This window comes from Vibrio sp. 9-16B-A1 (genome assembly GCF_056726165.1).
Window position 1 is genome coordinate 772795 of record NZ_JBSDZD010000001.1, and the last position, 16747, is coordinate 789541.

15 protein-coding genes are annotated in these 16747 nt (G+C 53.7%); 5 read left to right on the forward strand and 10 right to left on the reverse strand.

Going from position 1 to position 16747, the window contains the following annotated elements:
* Nucleotides 1-21: 21 nt before the first annotated feature.
* Nucleotides 22-825, forward strand: a complete 804-nt coding sequence (gene suhB, locus ACVB80_RS03510) for an inositol-1-monophosphatase (protein ID WP_481079872.1) — start codon at nucleotides 22-24, stop codon at nucleotides 823-825.
* A gap of 283 nt (nucleotides 826-1108) precedes the next feature.
* On the opposite strand, the gene secF is transcribed toward suhB, so the two are convergent.
* The 5 genes from secF to queA form a co-directional block, all read right to left on the reverse strand.
* Nucleotides 1109-2056, reverse strand: a complete 948-nt coding sequence (secF, locus tag ACVB80_RS03515; RefSeq protein ID WP_481079873.1) for a protein translocase subunit SecF — start codon at nucleotides 2054-2056, stop codon at nucleotides 1109-1111.
* Between the two features lie 9 nt (nucleotides 2057-2065).
* Nucleotides 2066-3922 carry a protein translocase subunit SecD gene (gene secD, locus ACVB80_RS03520; protein WP_481079874.1) on the reverse strand — a complete coding sequence of 619 codons (1857 nt, stop codon included), beginning with the start codon at nucleotides 3920-3922 and terminating at the stop codon, nucleotides 2066-2068.
* A gap of 21 nt (nucleotides 3923-3943) precedes the next feature.
* Entirely contained in the window at nucleotides 3944-4276 is a 333-nt protein-coding gene (gene yajC, locus ACVB80_RS03525; RefSeq protein WP_481079875.1) for a preprotein translocase subunit YajC, read from the reverse strand.
* Between the two features lie 90 nt (nucleotides 4277-4366).
* On the reverse strand, nucleotides 4367-5497 hold the full coding sequence (tgt, locus tag ACVB80_RS03530) for a tRNA guanosine(34) transglycosylase Tgt (protein WP_481079876.1): 1131 nt from the start codon (nucleotides 5495-5497) through the stop codon (nucleotides 4367-4369).
* A gap of 356 nt (nucleotides 5498-5853) precedes the next feature.
* Nucleotides 5854-6903, reverse strand: a complete 1050-nt coding sequence (queA, locus tag ACVB80_RS03535) for a tRNA preQ1(34) S-adenosylmethionine ribosyltransferase-isomerase QueA (RefSeq protein WP_481079877.1) — start codon at nucleotides 6901-6903, stop codon at nucleotides 5854-5856.
* Nucleotides 6904-7216: 313 nt separating this feature from the next.
* Here queA and ACVB80_RS03540 point away from each other — a divergent pair, with 313 nt between their 5' ends.
* Nucleotides 7217-7663 (forward strand): CBS domain-containing protein, encoded by a 447-nt coding sequence (locus ACVB80_RS03540; protein ID WP_481079878.1) that lies wholly within the window; start codon nucleotides 7217-7219, stop codon nucleotides 7661-7663.
* Between the two features lie 4 nt (nucleotides 7664-7667).
* Here the strand turns inward: ACVB80_RS03540 and ACVB80_RS03545 are convergent, their stop codons facing one another.
* On the reverse strand, nucleotides 7668-8573 hold the full coding sequence (locus ACVB80_RS03545) for a hydrogen peroxide-inducible genes activator (RefSeq protein WP_481079879.1): 906 nt from the start codon (nucleotides 8571-8573) through the stop codon (nucleotides 7668-7670).
* 189 nt (nucleotides 8574-8762) lie between these two features.
* Between ACVB80_RS03545 and ACVB80_RS03550 the strand changes: the two genes are divergently transcribed.
* The 3 genes from ACVB80_RS03550 to ppk2 all read left to right on the forward strand — a co-directional run bounded on the left by ACVB80_RS03550 (nucleotide 8763) and on the right by ppk2 (nucleotide 11237).
* On the forward strand, nucleotides 8763-9371 hold the full coding sequence (locus tag ACVB80_RS03550; RefSeq protein ID WP_481079880.1) for a peroxiredoxin C: 609 nt from the start codon (nucleotides 8763-8765) through the stop codon (nucleotides 9369-9371).
* Nucleotides 9372-9580: 209 nt separating this feature from the next.
* Nucleotides 9581-10327 (forward strand): copper homeostasis protein CutC, encoded by a 747-nt coding sequence (locus tag ACVB80_RS03555; protein WP_481079881.1) that lies wholly within the window; start codon nucleotides 9581-9583, stop codon nucleotides 10325-10327.
* A 97-nt stretch (nucleotides 10328-10424) separates the two neighbouring features.
* Entirely contained in the window at nucleotides 10425-11237 is an 813-nt protein-coding gene (ppk2, locus tag ACVB80_RS03560; RefSeq protein ID WP_481079882.1) for a polyphosphate kinase 2, read from the forward strand.
* A 63-nt stretch (nucleotides 11238-11300) separates the two neighbouring features.
* Here the strand turns inward: ppk2 and phoU are convergent, their stop codons facing one another.
* Genes phoU through ACVB80_RS03580 form a run of 4 tightly spaced genes read right to left on the reverse strand, consistent with a single transcriptional unit; the run spans nucleotide 11301 to nucleotide 16686 of the window.
* Nucleotides 11301-12005, reverse strand: a complete 705-nt coding sequence (phoU, locus tag ACVB80_RS03565) for a phosphate signaling complex protein PhoU (RefSeq protein WP_481079883.1) — start codon at nucleotides 12003-12005, stop codon at nucleotides 11301-11303.
* Nucleotides 12006-12029: 24 nt separating this feature from the next.
* Nucleotides 12030-12848 carry a phosphate ABC transporter ATP-binding protein PstB gene (gene pstB / locus ACVB80_RS03570; RefSeq protein ID WP_481079884.1) on the reverse strand — a complete coding sequence of 273 codons (819 nt, stop codon included), beginning with the start codon at nucleotides 12846-12848 and terminating at the stop codon, nucleotides 12030-12032.
* A 1-nt stretch (nucleotide 12849) separates the two neighbouring features.
* On the reverse strand, nucleotides 12850-14502 hold the full coding sequence (pstA, locus tag ACVB80_RS03575) for a phosphate ABC transporter permease PstA (RefSeq protein WP_481079885.1): 1653 nt from the start codon (nucleotides 14500-14502) through the stop codon (nucleotides 12850-12852).
* Nucleotides 14503-14523: 21 nt separating this feature from the next.
* Nucleotides 14524-16686 (reverse strand): ABC transporter permease subunit, encoded by a 2163-nt coding sequence (locus ACVB80_RS03580; RefSeq protein ID WP_481079886.1) that lies wholly within the window; start codon nucleotides 16684-16686, stop codon nucleotides 14524-14526.
* Between the last annotated feature and the right edge of the window lie 61 nt (nucleotides 16687-16747).

Consider the following 16747-nt stretch of genomic DNA (forward strand, 5'->3'; position numbering starts at 1 on the left):
AACATCCGTTGGGAAAATCGTATGCATCCTATGCTTAATATTGCTATTCGCGCAGCGCGAAAAGCAGGCAATCATATTGCTAAATCACTAGAAACTGCTGACAGAATCGAATCTACTCAAAAAGGCAGTAATGACTTTGTTACGAACGTAGACAAAGAAGCAGAAGCCCTGATTATCGACACGATCAAGAGCTCTTACCCTGAGCACAGCATCGTGGCTGAAGAAGGCGGTCTTATCGAAGGTAAAGATAAAGACGTACAATGGATCATCGACCCACTGGATGGCACCACCAACTTTGTAAAAGGTCTTCCACACTTCTCTGTATCTATCGCCGTTCGCATGAAAGGCAAGACAGAGGTTGCGTGTGTTTACGACCCAATCCGTAACGAACTGTTCACCGCACAGCGCGGCTCTGGCGCTCAGCTGAACAGCGCACGTATCCGTGTAAACCAGCTGAAAGACCTGCAGGGTTCAATCCTGGCAACTGGTTTCCCGTTCAAGCAGAAGCAGCACTCTGAGTCTTACATCAAGATCGTATCTTCTCTGTTCACTGAGTGTGCTGACTTCCGTCGCACCGGCTCTGCTGCTCTTGACCTGTGCTACCTGGCTGCCGGCCGCGTAGACGGTTTCTTCGAGCTGGGCCTGAAACCATGGGACATGGCTGCAGGTGAACTGATCGCACGTGAAGCAGGCGCAATCCTGACTGACTTCGCTGGCGGCACCAACTACATGCAGTCTGGCAACGTAGTAGGTTCAAGCCCACGCGGTGTGAAAGCAATGCTGAAACACATCCGCGAGAACGGTAACGAAGCGATTATCAAATAATTCGAAGAATTATTAAAAAAACCAGCCTCAACGGCTGGTTTTTTGTTTATTGGGTGCTGGGTGCTGGGTGCTGGGTGCTGGGTGCTGGGTGCTGGGTGCTGGGTGCTGGGTGCTGGGTGCTGGGTGCTGGGTGCTGGGTGCTGCAAGATTGTGTCTCTTACATACTATGAATCAAGCACCTCTCTCAATGTATGTTCAAGACTCACAACATACTCCCCCAGAGCCTAGAGCCTAGAGCCCAGAACCCAGGGCCAAAAAAACCGCCCGAAGGCGGTTTTTTTATTTAAGGCATCTCATCAAACTCAGCGCCTTCCTTATCAACCTGCAGTGGCATCAGGTGTTCGCGCTGGATACCCAGTTTCAGGGCCAGTGCGGATGCAACGTAGATTGACGAGTAAGTACCGACCGTGATACCCAGCAGCAATGCTGTCGCAAAGCCGTGGATCATTGCGCCACCGTTGGTGAACAGGGCAACAACCACGAACAATGTGGTACCCGAGGTGATCAGGGTACGGCTCAGGGTCTGGGTGATCGAGCTGTTCATCACTTCAGCCGACTCACCTTTACGCATCTTACGGAAGTTTTCACGGATACGGTCGAATACAACGATGGTATCGTTGAGCGAGTAACCTACAACCGTCAGCAGTGCCGCTACGATGGTCAGGTCCACTTCGATCTGCATCAGGGAGAAAATACCCAGAGTGATGATAACGTCGTGTGCCAGTGCCATAACCGCACCTGCTGCCAGACGCCATTCAAAACGCATCGACACGTAGATCAGGATACAGATCAGTGACACCAGGATAGCCAGGCCACCCGCTTCGGTCAGTTCGTCACCCACGTTTGGACCAACGAACTCGATTCGGCGCATTTCGATGTTTTCACCGGTACCTTCACGCAGCGCGTTAAGGATTTGGTTACCCAGCTTTTCACCCTGGATATCCTCACGCGGACGCAGGCGAACCATCACGTCACGGGAAGAACCGAAGTTCTGTACCGTTGCATCACCAAAGCCTTTCGCTTCCAGAGCCGCACGAACCTCTTCAAGGTGTGCCGGCTGCTCAAAGCCCACTTCAATCAGCGTACCGCCGGTGAAATCCAGGCCCCAGTTCAGCCACTTGGTGGACAGGGTGAACAGCGATGCTGCAATCATAACGATCGACAGGGCAAAGGCCCCTTTCGACCAGCGCATAAAGTCGATCGTTTTGTCTGTTTTCAATATCTGAAACATGGTACTTCCTTAGATCGACAGTTTATCAATGCGCTTACCACCGTACAGCAGGTTCACGATACAGCGTGTACCAATGATGGCAGTAAACATTGAGGTGATAATACCGATAGACAGCGTTACCGCGAAGCCTTTGATCGCACCGGTACCTACCGCAAACAGAATGATTGCAGTGATAAGGGTGGTGATGTTGGCATCGGCGATGGTGCTGAATGCGTTGGCGTAGCCCTGGTGAATCGCCTGCTGAGGGTTACGCCCTTCACGCAGCTCTTCACGGATACGCTCAAAGATAAGCACGTTGGCATCGACCGCCATACCTACTGTCAGTACAATACCGGCGATACCTGGCAGGGTCATGGTCGCCCCCGGGATCATCGACATCACACCCACAATCAGGATGATGTTGGCAGCCAGTGCAAGGTTGGCAAAAATACCAAACTTACGGTAGTAAACCAGACAGAACAGCATTACCGCGGCAAGACCGATCACACACGCCTGAATACCCATATCGATATTCTGCTGACCCATAGACGGGCCAATGGTGCGCTCTTCCACAATCGAGATAGGAGCGATCAGTGCACCGGCACGCAGCAGCAGCGCCAGGTTGTGCGCTTCAGCAGCAGAGTCGATACCGGTAATACGGAAGCTGCGGCCAAGGGCAGACTGAATCGTTGCCTGGTTGATCACTTCTTCATGCTTGTTCAGGATAACCTTGCCTTCCGGCGTACGGCGGCCACTGTCTTTGTACTCAGCAAACACGGTAGCCATCAGCTTACCCACGTTCTTCTTCGAGTAGGCAGACATCTTGTTGCCACCTTCGCTGTCAAGCGAGATGTTTACCTGAGGACGGCCGTATTCATCGGTACTTGAACTCGCATCTGTGATGCTTGAACCACCAAGGATAACGCGCTTCTTCAGTACAACAGGACGACCGTCACGGTCACGCTTCAGCTCACTGCCGGCAGGAACGCGGCCCTGCGCTGCAGCAGCCAGGTCAGCTTTGTCGTTCACTTCGCGGAATTCCAGGGTTGCGGTTGCACCCAGGATTTCTTTCGCACGCGCAGTGTCCTGAACACCAGGCAGCTCAACCACGATACGGCTGGCGCCCTGACGCTGAACCAGCGGTTCGGCAACACCCAGTTCGTTTACACGGTTACGCAGGATAGTGATGTTCTGCTCAACCGCATAGTTGCGGATTTCCTGCAGACGCGCTTCAGTGAAAGTCGCGGTCAGCATAAAGTTGCTGCCGTTATCGCTTTCGGTAAACACCATGTCCTGGTGCTTGCTGCTCAGCACGCGTTTGGCCTCGGCCTGTTGCTCAGCATCACGCAGTACGACTTCCACGCCGTTACTTCCGGCTTTGCGGATAGCGCGGTAGCGAAGGCGTTCTTCACGCAGCTCGGTACGGAATGCGTCTTCCTGCTGGGAAAGCAGTTTGTCCATCGCGGAGTCCATATCCACTTCCATCAGGAAGTGCACGCCGCCACGCAGGTCAAGACCGAGCTTCATCGGCGCAGCACCGATCGCATCCAGCCAGTCAGGCGTAGAGGCGGCCAGGTTAAGCGCGACAATCACGTCTTTACCAAGGGCTTCGCTGATCACGTCACGGGCACTCAGCTGAGTGTCGGTATCGTTGAAACGAACAAGGATGGATCCATCTTCGAGAGCGATGGATTTATGAGAAAGTTGCTCTTTATCAAGAGCGGCGGTGACAGAATCCAGCGTTGACATATCGACTGAGGCACCACGTGCCCCAGTAACCTGAATAGCCGGATCTTCACCGTATAGATTCGGAAGGGCGTAAAGCGCACTGATGGCAATCACAAAGATAACCATCAGATACTTCCATAACGGATAGCGGTTAAGCACAGCGAGGATCCTTTAGCTGTATTACAGAGATTTCAGCGTACCTTTTGGCAGTACTGCAGTAACGAAGTCTTTCTTGATGGTCACTTCGTTGTTGTCGTTCAGAGCGATAACGATGTAGTCGTTGCCTTCTGCGATCTTGGTGATTTTACCTACCAGGCCGCCATTGGTCAGAACTTCGTCACCTTTTGACATGCCAGCCATCAGGTTCTTGTGCTCTTTAGCACGCTTAGCCTGTGGGCGGTAGATCATGAAGTAAAAGATCACCGCGAACATGCCCAGCATGATCAACATTTCAAAACCACCACCCTGTGGTGCACCTTCGCCTGCTGCGTGAGCTACAGAAATCAAACTCATTGAAAACATCCTCTATGTAATGAATTTAGTATTATTCGTTGTCTATTGGGCTGCGCCACTTAACTTTCAAGGGCTAAGTGGCGCAGTTGGTTATTTATTAAGTGGTGGCACTTCACGATTGCGAAGCGCGTAGAATTCTTCCACGTACTCATCGAAGCGATCTTCGTCGATGGCCTTGCGAATGCCTTCCATCACGCGCTGGTAGTAACGCAGGTTGTGGATGGTGTTCAGACGTGCACCCAGGATTTCGTTACAGCGATCCAGGTGGTGCAGGTACGACTTCGAGTAATTCTGACAAGTGTAACAGTCACAGTGCGGATCCAGTGGGCTTGTATCCGTTTTATGTTTCGCATTACGGATCTTGATCACACCGCCGGTCACAAACAGGTGGCCGTTACGCGCGTTTCGGGTCGGCATTACACAGTCAAACATGTCGATACCGCGACGAACGCCTTCTACCAGGTCTTCTGGTTTGCCCACGCCCATCAGGTAACGTGGTTTATCTTCAGGCAACTGAGGACAGGTATGCTCCAGAATACGGTGCATATCTTCCTTAGGTTCACCTACTGCCAGACCGCCGACTGCGTAACCGTCAAAACCGATCTCAGTCAGGCCTTTCACCGATACGTCACGCAGGTCTTCGTACACGCTGCCCTGAACGATACCAAACAGTGAGTTCGGGTTTTCCAGCTTGTCGAAGTGGTCACGGCTGCGTTGTGCCCAGCGCAGTGACATTTCCATCGACTTCTTAGCTTCGTCGTGGGTTGCCGGGTACGGAGTACACTCGTCGAAAATCATGACGATGTCTGAACCCAGGTCTTTCTGGATTTCCATCGATTTTTCGGCGTCCATAAAGATCTTGTCGCCGTTTACCGGGTTACGGAAATGTACGCCCTCTTCGGTGATCTTACGGATGTCACCCAGGCTGAATACCTGGAAACCGCCTGAATCGGTCAGAATAGGACCATGCCAGTGCATGAAGTCGTGCAGGTCACCGTGCATTTTCATGATTTCCTGACCCGGGCGCAGCCACAGGTGGAAAGTGTTACCCAGCAGGATTTCAGCACCCGTGCCTTTCACCTCTTCCGGGGTCATGCCTTTTACCGTACCGTAAGTACCAACAGGCATAAATGCAGGAGTTTGTACCGTGCCACGTTCAAAGGTCAGCTGACCACGACGGGCGTTACCATTAGTTTTTTTCAGTTCGTATTTCAGTTTCACGAAGCCTCCGGTCGCCAGAGAAACAATCTGACGTTCATTTTATTTCACGCCAGTAAGCGTTAGCTCACCGCGCACCACTATACCGGACACTCTCCGGTACAGGTTGGGTTTCCTTACCTTTTATTTCACTGGCTCCCTGAGTGAAAATATAAATTAAGGCGCTGGGCGCTGGGCGCTGGGCGCTGGGCGCTGGGCGCTGGGCGCTGGGCGCTGGGCGCTGGGCGCTGGGCGCTGGGCGCTGCAAGATTTTTTCTCTTGCTGACTACCAGTCAAGCTCTGATCTCAACATTTCTGCGTGGAGCTTTCGACGTACTCCCCCAGGGCCCAGAGCCCCGTGCCCAGAGCCTCCAAAAAGCTTACAGCTTTTTGGTAATAAACATCGCATCCCCATAACTGAAGAAGCGGTACTTCTCAGCTACAGCGTGATGGTAAGCGGCCATTACATTATCATATCCGGCAAATGCACTCACCAGCATAATCAGGGTCGATTCCGGCAGGTGGAAGTTGGTTATCAGGCAGTCCACCAGCTGGTACTCGTAGCCCGGGTAGATAAAGATTTCGGTGTCGCCAAAGAAAGGTACCAGTTCTGTGCCTTTTTTCAGTGCGTCCTGAGCGGCGCTCTCCAGCGAACGTACCGAGGTGGTACCCACCGCAATAACCCGGCCGCCGCGCGCTTTGGTTGCCGCGATTGCTTCAACTACTTCTTCCGGTACTTCCACGTACTCAGCGTGCATGTGGTGGTCGTGGATGTTGTCCACGCGAACCGGCTGGAACGTACCGGCGCCAACGTGCAGGGTTACATAAGCAAACTCAGCGCCTTTGGCTTTGATCTGCTCAAGCAGGGTCTCGTCAAAATGCAGACCTGCTGTTGGTGCGGCTACTGCGCCCGGCTTCTCGTTGTAAACGGTCTGGTAACGCTCTTTGTCTGCGTCTTCGTCCGGACGGTCAATGTATGGTGGAAGCGGCATGTGGCCAACCTGATTGAGGATTTCCAGCACCGTCAGCTCTGAGTTAAAGCGAATCTCAAACAGGGCGTCGTGACGGGCCACCATTTCAGCGCTGAACTCGTCGTTCTCACCCAGGAACAGTTCGTTACCTGGCTTTGGCGACTTGGAGCAGCGCACGTGCGCCAGAATCGACTTGTCATCGAGCATACGCTCAACCAGCACTTCCAGCTTACCGCCGGAGGCTTTACGGCCGAACAGGCGCGCCGGGATAACACGGGTGTTGTTAAACACCAGCAGATCGCCGGCCTGAACCTGATCGAGCACGTTCTTAAAAGTGCCGTCTTTGAGTTCGCCGGTATTGCCGTCAAGCTGAAGTAAACGGCTGGCGGTACGTTCCGGCTGTGGGTAACGAGCGATCAGCTCGTCTGGTAGGTCAAAATGAAAATCGGATACTTGCATGATTACCGTCTGCTGGTGAGTAAATTTTTTGCAGCTCGCTAGTATAGATGGCGTGGGGTCAATAGCAAGCCCGGACTGATGCTTTGTTACACACAGAACCAGTGTGTGTGGTATTGGCCACATTATGTAACACAAATCGCTGTGGCCAATAAACAAAAGAGGAGTTATCTCTCAGTTAAAGCGCCGGGATCAAACTATAGTAAAAGTAACAGGGAGATAACGCCCCACTTTCAGCTTTTGGGCGTAACTGCCACCGCAAAACGGCAGTCCGGATTTTGACTCCCTGCGACAGGCAAAGATGAAGGAGGCCGGGATGATCAAAGTGGAAGACATGATGACTCGCAAGCCCTATACGCTGATGCGGTCACACTCGGTTCAGGATGCCAGGAACCTGATGCAGGAGCACGATATCCGCCACATCCCGGTTGTGGATGGCGACGACAAGCTGCTTGGTCTGGTGACCCAGCGGGACGTGCTGGCCATTCAGGAGTCCATCCTGACTAAAAAAGCCAACGAAGACTCTTATACTCTGACCACACCGCTGGATAAAGTGATGGCGCACGGCCTGATGACCGTATCACCCAAAGCGGGTCTGAAAGAGAGCGCTCTGTATATGCAAAAACATAAAGTCGGCTGCCTGCCGGTACTCGATCACGGCAGGCTGGTTGGTATCATCACCGAAACCGACTTTATCTCGATTGCAATCAGCCTGCTCGAACTCCAGGAAGACGCCGAGCCGGAAGTACTCGACTTCGACTGACGGTTTACAGCAGGTCTGACACCACACCCGCCAGCTTCTGGAAAGTCTCCTGGCGGGATGAGCTCGGACGCCATACCAGGCCAATGTCACGATAGGCCTTTTGACCCGGAGGCTCGACCACGATCAGGTTCTGATTGTGCAGCAGCCCGTGATCAATTGCCATTTGCGGAATAAAGGTGGTACCAAGGCCATTGGCAACCATCTGCACCAGGGTGTGCAGACTGGTGGCGGTAAACGGGTTTATCTTCTCTTTCTTAGTCAGCTTACACGCCGAGACCGCGTGCTCGGTCAGACAGTGCTCATTTTCCAGCAGAAATACGAACTCATCCGGCAGATCGTCATAACGGATAGGAACCCGGATACTGTTCGCCCGGTCCTGGCTTATCACCATCTTGAACGGATCATGACCCACGACCTGACTCTCCATGTTACCGATCTCTACCGGCAGGGCGAGGATCAGTACGTCGAGCTGGCCGTGACGCAACGCGTCTAAAAGATTACTGGTAGTGTCTTCACGCAGCAGCAGGTTCAGCTTGGGAAAGCGCTGGTTAACTTCCTGTACCAGGTCACACAAAAGGAAAGGGGCAATCGTTGGAATACAGCCCAGACGCAGTTCACCCTGCATGCTGTCACCGTGAGCCAGCGAGCCCAGCTCAACCAGGTCCTGGCCTTTGGCCAGCAGGTCGCGGCCGCGCTCAACCACTTTCTCACCTACCGGGGTAAACACCAGCGGGCTCTTTTTATCTTTCTTTTCATAAAGAGGACAACCAATCAACTCTTCCAGATTCTGGATGCCCTTACTCAGGGTCGACTGACTGACAAAACAACGCTCAGCAGCATCACTGAAATGGCGGGTCTCGTGCAGAGTCACCAGGTAGTGCAGCTGTTTAAGGCTTGGCCACTTGTTCATAAAATTATCAACATTTATTAAATGGTTAGTGATTGTTGGCTGACGGCAGCGTTATCGTTTTTTTCGATTGTATCAATCTATTTAATTCGCTTTTTTCTATCCTACGACATGTACTATAGTTTGTCTTGTCGAAACACGGAGCGAACCGAAAACGGTTTGCAACTTCCCCTGATTTTTAGGAGCAAAAAAATGGTACTGGTAGGTCGTCAAGCCCCTGACTTTACTGCTGCAGCAGTTCTTGGTAACGGTGAAATCGTTGATAACTTCAACTTTGCAGAGTACACCAAAGGTAAAAAAGCAGTTGTTTTCTTCTACCCGCTGGACTTCACTTTCGTTTGCCCATCTGAACTGATTGCATTCGACAAGCGTTTCGAAGACTTCCAGGCGAAAGGCGTTGAAGTAATCGGTGTATCTATCGATTCTCAGTTCTCTCACAACGCATGGCGTAACACTGCTATCGAAGATGGCGGTATCGGTCAGGTGAAATACCCTCTGATCGCAGACGTTAAACACGAAATCTGTAAAGCATACGACGTAGAGCACCCTGAAGAAGGCGTAGCTTTCCGTGGTTCTTTCCTGATTGATGAAGACGGTCTTGTACGTCACCAGGTAGTAAACGACCTGCCTCTGGGCCGTAACATCGATGAGATGCTGCGTATGGTTGACGCTCTGAACTTCCACCAGCAGCACGGCGAAGTATGTCCTGCACAGTGGGAAGAAGGTAAATCTGGTATGGACGCATCTCCAAAAGGCGTTGCAGCATACCTGTCTGAGCACACTGCAGACCTGGAAAAATAACAAGCCACTTAGTCCATACCGAGCTCAACGGTATGTGTGGCTGGAATCAAAAAATATAGCGAAAAATCGCAACCAACAGCCAATTCATTAAGTCGTAGTTAGCCAAAATCAAAGCCCGTTACTCATGTAACGGGCTTTTTGTTTGTCTGCTGACACAGCCTGGCCGCAGTGATATAAGATGGCTCAATCGCCTCTTATGGAATCCGCCCATGACGTATGAAATTGAAGTCTGTATCGATAACCTGGAATCCCTGCCCCTCGCCATTCAAGGTGGCGCAACCCGGATAGAACTCTGCTCTTCACTGGCCCTTGGCGGCCTGACGCCATCTCCCGGCATGATGAAGCAGGCTGCCCGCCTCTCTTCCGTCCCAGTCTATGCCATGATCCGCCCGCGTCAGGGGGATTTTCTCTTCTCCGGACAGGATCTGGCCTGCATGCTCGATGATATTGACGCAGCAAAGGCTGCCGGTCTGGATGGGGTCGTGATCGGTGCCCTGACCGCAGGCGGTGAAGTCGATACCGCTTTATGTCGTCAGCTGGCTGAAAGAGCCGCACCGCTGGGCATCACTTTCCACCGCGCCATCGACCAGTGCGCTGATCCTGAGCAGGCGCTGGAAGCCATTATCGAAATGGGCTGTGAGCGTGTACTTACTTCCGGCCTCGCTGCGAACGCTCTGGCGGGTGCAGAGCAGATCAAACGAATGACTGAGCAGGCCAATGGCCGGATTGGCATCATGGCCGGCGCAGGCGTGACCCCGGATAACGCCACAGAGATTGTGCAGCTAACCGGCGTGACCCAGTTGCACCTTTCCGGCAAGTCGACCCGCGCCAGCCAGATGCGCTATATTTCTGATGAGGCGCACATGGGCTCAAAAGATAATGACGACTTCGAAATCCCGGTGACCAGCAGCGAAACCATCGCCAGACTGGCCCGGGCAGTAGGCAATACGCCTTAAATGGTGATACCAACTTCCTTTGCTATGCTTACAAAAAGCATGACAACCAGACGGTTGAAGCCTGAGTGGCAGCTGCCGTCCGGGCAAAGGAGGCCTCATGAGCAAAAAACTCTCCAAAGAGCGCTATGAAAAAGAGCTGAAGAAACTCCAGGTTGAGCTGGTCAAGCTTCAGGAGTGGGTTAAGCAGGAAGGACTGCGGATCGTGGTAGTGTTCGAAGGCCGGGATGCGGCCGGTAAAGGCGGCACCATCAAGCGGATCATCGAAAAGCTCAATCCCCGCGTCTGCCGTATCGCCGCACTGGCGGCCCCGACTGAGCGGGAGAAGACTCAGTGGTACTTTCAGCGCTACGTCGCTCACCTTCCTTCTGCCGGAGAGATAGTGCTGTTTGACCGCAGCTGGTACAACCGCGCTGGTGTGGAAAAGGTCATGGGTTTCTGCAGCGACGACGAGTACGACGAGTTCCTGCGCTCCTGTCCGGAGTTCGAGCGTATGCTGATCCGCTCCGGGATCATCCTGCTCAAATACTGGTTCTCCGTCTCTGATGAAGAGCAGGAGCGCCGTTTCCTGGAACGGATTCATACCCCGGTCAAACGCTGGAAGTTCAGCCCGATGGATCTCGAATCCCGTAACCGCTGGATCGCCTACTCCAAAGCCAAAGACAAGATGTTCGCTTATACCGATACCAAACAGTGCCCCTGGTGGGTAGTGCCATCAGACCATAAACGCACCGCCCGGCTGAACTGTATCGCTCACCTGCTCAGCCAGATTGACTATCACGAAGTGCTGCACCCACCGATCGAGCTGCCGGAGATCAATAAGGAAGGCTATATCCGCGTGCCGGTGGAAGAGCAGTCATTTGTGCCCAATGTTTACGAACCGGATTACAAACAGAAAGACGCCAGTCACTGAGCCTGTTTATAACCAGGATAAGGACAGCAAAAAAACAAAGGGCGGTAATTACCGCCCTTCGCCTTATGATTTGATGATGTCGTCGAGATCTTCGTCGCTGCTGAGATGGCGCACATCGCGCCCTTTGACGAAGTAAATGATGTACTCACAGATATTCTGACAGCGATCCCCCACCCGCTCGATAGCGCGGGCAGACCACATCACCTGAAGCACATTGGGAATACAGCGCGGGTCTTCCATCATGTAGGTCATCAGCTGGCGGATCACCGCTTCGTACTCCGCATCCAGCTTATCATCAAGCTTATACACTTCACCCGCTGCATCCACATCCATACGGGCAAACGCATCGAGTACCTGATGCAGCATCTGAATCGCCTGACGGCACAGAGGCTCAAGCGATACCTGAAATACCCGGTCACGGCCGGAGTCAGACTCAATCGCCACCCGGGCGATCCGGGTCGCCACATCACCAATCCGCTCAAGGTCGGTAATGGTCTTGATGATCGCCATGATAAGGCGAAGGTCTTTGGCGGTCGGCTGACGCTTGGCGATGATCCGGGTACAGGCCTCATCGATCGCCACTTCCATCGAGTTGACCTTGTGGTCTTCGGCAACCACTTTACGCGCCAGCTCCAGGTCCTGCTTGTTCAGTGCCTGCATGGCAAAAGAGAGCTGCTGCTCTACCAGCCCTCCCATGGTCAGAACATGAGTACGGATGGATTCCAGCTCCGCGTTAAACTGGCCTGAAATATGGCGCCCAAAGTGCATAAGATTCCTTTATTTTGCAGTTAATCAGCCGTAGCGGCCGGTAATGTAATCTTCTGTCTGTTTTCTTACCGGTGAAGTAAACACCGAGTCGGTATCACCGTATTCAATAAGCCGGCCAAGGTGGATAAACGCCGTATGGTCACTCACCCTCGCCGCCTGTTGCATGTTATGGGTAACGATAACCACAGTGTACTTCGTTTTCAGCTCGTTGATCAGCTCTTCGACCGTCAGGGTCGAGATCGGGTCCAGCGCCGAAGTCGGTTCATCGAGCAGCAGAACCTCAGGCTCAATTGCAATCGCCCTTGCAATCACCAGACGCTGCTGCTGACCACCGGAAAGGCCAAAGGCGTTCTCATGCAGGCGGTCTTTGACCTCATCCCACAGCGCGGCAGCGCGCAGCGCACGCTCGGCTGAGTCATCCAGGGTACGGCTGTTTTTCACCCCCTGCAAACGCAGTCCATAGACCACGTTCTCATACACCGACTTAGGAAACGGGTTCGGGCGCTGAAACACCATGCCCACCCGGCGGCGCAGGGTCGGCACGTCCACCGACGGGTCATACACATTCTGACCGTGGATTTTGACCTTACCTTCCACCCGGCAGCCTTCCACCAGATCATTCATCCGGTTAATGCAGCGCAGCAGGGTCGATTTTCCACACCCGGACGGGCCGATAAAAGCCGTCACCTGACCTTTTGGAATACGCATAGAAATATCATGCAAAGCCTGGCTCTGCTGATAAAACAGATTCAGCCCGCTGATCTCAATCGCGGTATCCCTGTCGCTCAGGTTGTTGACATCCAGTGGCCTGTCCAGCCCAAGGGTTGAATTAATGGATAACATGTTAATCCTGTCCAAATGTACGGTACTTCTCGCGCAGGCGGTTACGAATGTTGATTGCCGTCAGGTTCAGCCCGACGATCACCGTCACCAGCAAAAATGAGGTCGCGTAGACCAGCGGCCGGGCCGCTTCGATATTCGGTGACTGGAAGCCAACGTCGTAAATATGAAAGCCCAGATGCATGAACTTACGTTCGAGGTGGATGAACGGAAACTCAGCATCCACCGGCAGATTGGGCGCCAGCTTAACCACGCCTACCAGCATCAGCGGGGCTACTTCCCCTGCCGCCCTGGCCACTGCCAGGATAAGACCGGTAATGATCGCCGGACTCGCCATTGGTAACACGATTCGCCACCAGGTTTCAAACTGAGTCGCTCCCAGAGCAAGTGAACCGTGACGCAGCGACGAAGGAATGCGCTGCAGACCCTCTTCGGTCGCCACAATCACCACCGGCAGTGTCAGCAGTGCCAGGGTCAGCGAAGACCACAGCAGGCCAGGTGTACCAAACGTCGGCGCAGGCAGACTGTCGGCATAAAACAGCCTGTCGATTGAGCCACCCAGGGTATAAACGAAAAAGCCCAGGCCAAACACCCCGTAAACGATCGAGGGTACGCCGGCAAGGTTGATCACTGCAATACGGATCACCCGGGTCAGGGCGTTATCTTTGGCGTACTCACTCAAATAGACTGCTGCCACAACGCCAAGTGGCATCACTACCACCGACATCAGCATTACCAGGAAGACAGTACCGAAAATAGCCGGGAACACGCCACCTTCTGAGTTACCTTCACGCGGGTCTTCACTTAAAAACCGGCCGACCTGACCAAACCAGTGGCCCAGTTTCTGCGCCAGACTCATATCATTCGGATACCAGACCGCATAGACCTCACTCAAAGGAATGCTGAACCGGTCGCCGTGCATGTCTTCCACGATCAGAACATCAGCGGCAAACTGACTGTCGAGCTCAGCCAGACGCTGCTCTGCTGACGCAAGGTTGTTCTCAAGTGCCTGCTTCTGGCGCTGATAGTCCTGCTGCCACTCCGCTGTGGCGTCCTGATTCAGCTCACGGCGCTGATGCTCTCTGTTAAGAGTGCGGATATCCAGACTGATACGGCGAATATGCTCTTCGACCAGCTCCGCTCTTTCATCACGCAACGCGTCCATCCGTACCAGTGCGGCCGGCAGCAGCTTATTAAGATCATGACTGAGAAGTTGATCATTTCGCTTCAGGCCCGCCGGGCGGCCAAAGAAGTCACCGTTATGAGCACGCTCTATCACTGCCCATCCTTTAGGCTGAACCGGCTCACCCAGTTCACTTGCCAGCACAGAAACGAAATCCACCCCGTATTTATCACGGTTGGCGACTTTGATGTTATAGCGTTTAACCGACTTCTCACCCGCCAGAGTATCCGCCAGTTCAGGGTTACTCTGAACAAGCCGTTCGACAGGTACCGAATCTGACTGCCAGAGCTGGCCCACCAGCTTCTGCTGGTCACTGTCCTGCCACTGATACAGTGGCGCCGGCCAGAAGTAACTCAGCCCTTTCCAGCCGATCAGAAGCAGCACGCCAAGCACGGCGATCAGGCTGAGGCTGACCGCACCAGAGGTCAGCCATATCCATGGGGAGCCGGAACCGGCCCACTGTTTCCACTTCACCGGCTCTCTCCTGCAAATCTGTTACAGCGCACTGTATTTTTCCCTCAGCCTTTGTCTGACCCACTCTGCCAGTGAGTTAACCAAAAACGTAAACATAAACAAAATCAACGCCGCTAAAAACAGCAGCCGGTAGTGTGAACTGCCGACTTCTGACTCCGGCAACTCAATGGCGATAGTGGCAGAGAGAGAACGCATGCCTTCAAACATGTTCCACTCCATCAGCGGGGTATTACCGGTCGCCATCAACACGATCATGGTCTCGCCCACCGCCCGGCCAAGGCCCATCATCACTGCCGAGAAAATACCCGGACTGGCTGTCAGCAACACCACCCGGGTCAGGGTTTGCCAATGGGTCGCCCCAAGTGCCAGCGAACCGTCGGTGAGGTGTTTGGGCACCGAGAAAATCGCATCTTCTGCGATGGAGAAAATGGTCGGGATCACCGCAAAGCCCATCGCAATGCCGACCACCAGCGCGTTACGCTGGTCAAAATCAATACCCTTATCCGCCAGATAAACCCGGATGTCGCCGCCAAACCAGAGTTGCTCAACACTGGCGCTGAAATGGATCGCCAGCATGCTTACCCCAAGCAGCGCCGGGATCAGAATAATGCTGTGCCAGCCGTTCGGAATGCCCGACACCCAGTCACGCGGCAGTGCATGCCACATTGCGCCGACCAGCACTGTGGTCAGTGGCAGAAGCAGCATCAGAAGCAATACCGCCGGGAGATGGTTTTCCACTATCGGCGCCAGCCATAAACCGGCCAGAAAACCGATGATGACCGTTGGCAGGGCTTCCATAAACTCAATCGCCGGTTTCACAACCCGGCGCATCGGCGCAGACATGAAGTAGGCCGTATAAACCGCTGCCAGCACCGCTACCGGCATGGCGAACAGCATGGCATACATCGCCGCTTTAATCGTGCCGAAGGTGATCGGCACCAGGCTGAATTTCTCTTCGAAATCATCGCTGGCGGAAGTGGACTGCCACACGTATTGTGGCTCCGGATACCCTTCGTACCAGACTTTACGCCACAGCGAACGCAGGGAGATTTCCTGGTGAGGAATGTCCGCCTTAAACCGGAGCAGCCTGCCGTCACTGTATGCCAGCAGCACATCTTCATTGGCAGATACAGCGGTCACCGACGGCGCTTTGGTCAGCAGGTTGTTCTGGTGTAAGTGACTGTCGCTGGTGGTGTGGAAGCTGGTTATCGCACCGCCGGACTCAAACAGATAAAACCCTTTGCGATAGTAGCCGGGCAGCAACAACCCCTGTGAAGTATCAAAACTGCGGATCCGGGTCAGGCTGCGTTTTCCGTCATTCAGCACATCGAACCACTGGGAAACCTGATTATCTTCATGAGTGATAAGCAGAGACTGGGCCCCGGGCAGCAGCGCCAGCTGGCGGCCGGGCTGAGTGGTCAGGTCGATAAACTCGCGCACCTGAAAACGGCCGGACTGAAGTACCGATACCCAAAGTCCTTCACCAGTCAAAATCAATGCCTGACTGGCATCGGGCGTCATCACCACAGAGCGCACATCCCCGATACGGGCTCCCCAGTGATCACGGACTACCCGGCCGTCACGCTCTGTCCGGCTGTGAATTGTGCCATTCTGATCCACTCCCAGAAAAGCGCTGTCCTGGTCATGAATGGCAAAGGCAAACTGTTTGATCACGCTGCCCTGATTGCCAAGCGCCACAGGACTGCCCGCGTTGAAATAAGTCAGTTTAGGCGAAACGACCCGCCCCTGGTCACCATAACGCGCCGCAAACTCCGGACGAAGGGCGCTTATCTGGCCGTTACTGTCGGTAAAAGCGATCCAGCCACTGCTGAGCGGCATCTGAGCCATCGCCACCTGCTCACTGGCAGGCATTGCCACGGTTTTACGCTTTCCGCTGGCCAGTTCAATGAAGTCCACTTCGCCGTTGCCGCTGATCGCGAAGGCGTATTCGCCATAATCGTCCACCCGGAGTGCTGCGGGCGTATTACTCAGTTCTGACGCCCCTTCGGAGCGAATCGTGCCGGAAGAAAAAATCGGTGCCACTTCAATCAGCAGGTAGAAAAATATCAGTCCCAGCGCTGCCAGCACACTCAGGCCACCGGTGGTAACCGCCAGCCTGGCAAACCTGTCTTTCAGCAGGCGGGCCCGGTCCCTGGGATGCAATGTAAATGGCTTGTGTGACATGTAAAATTTTCTACCTTTTTCCAGCTATTGGCATATTATTTCATTAAGGTGACAGATTTAT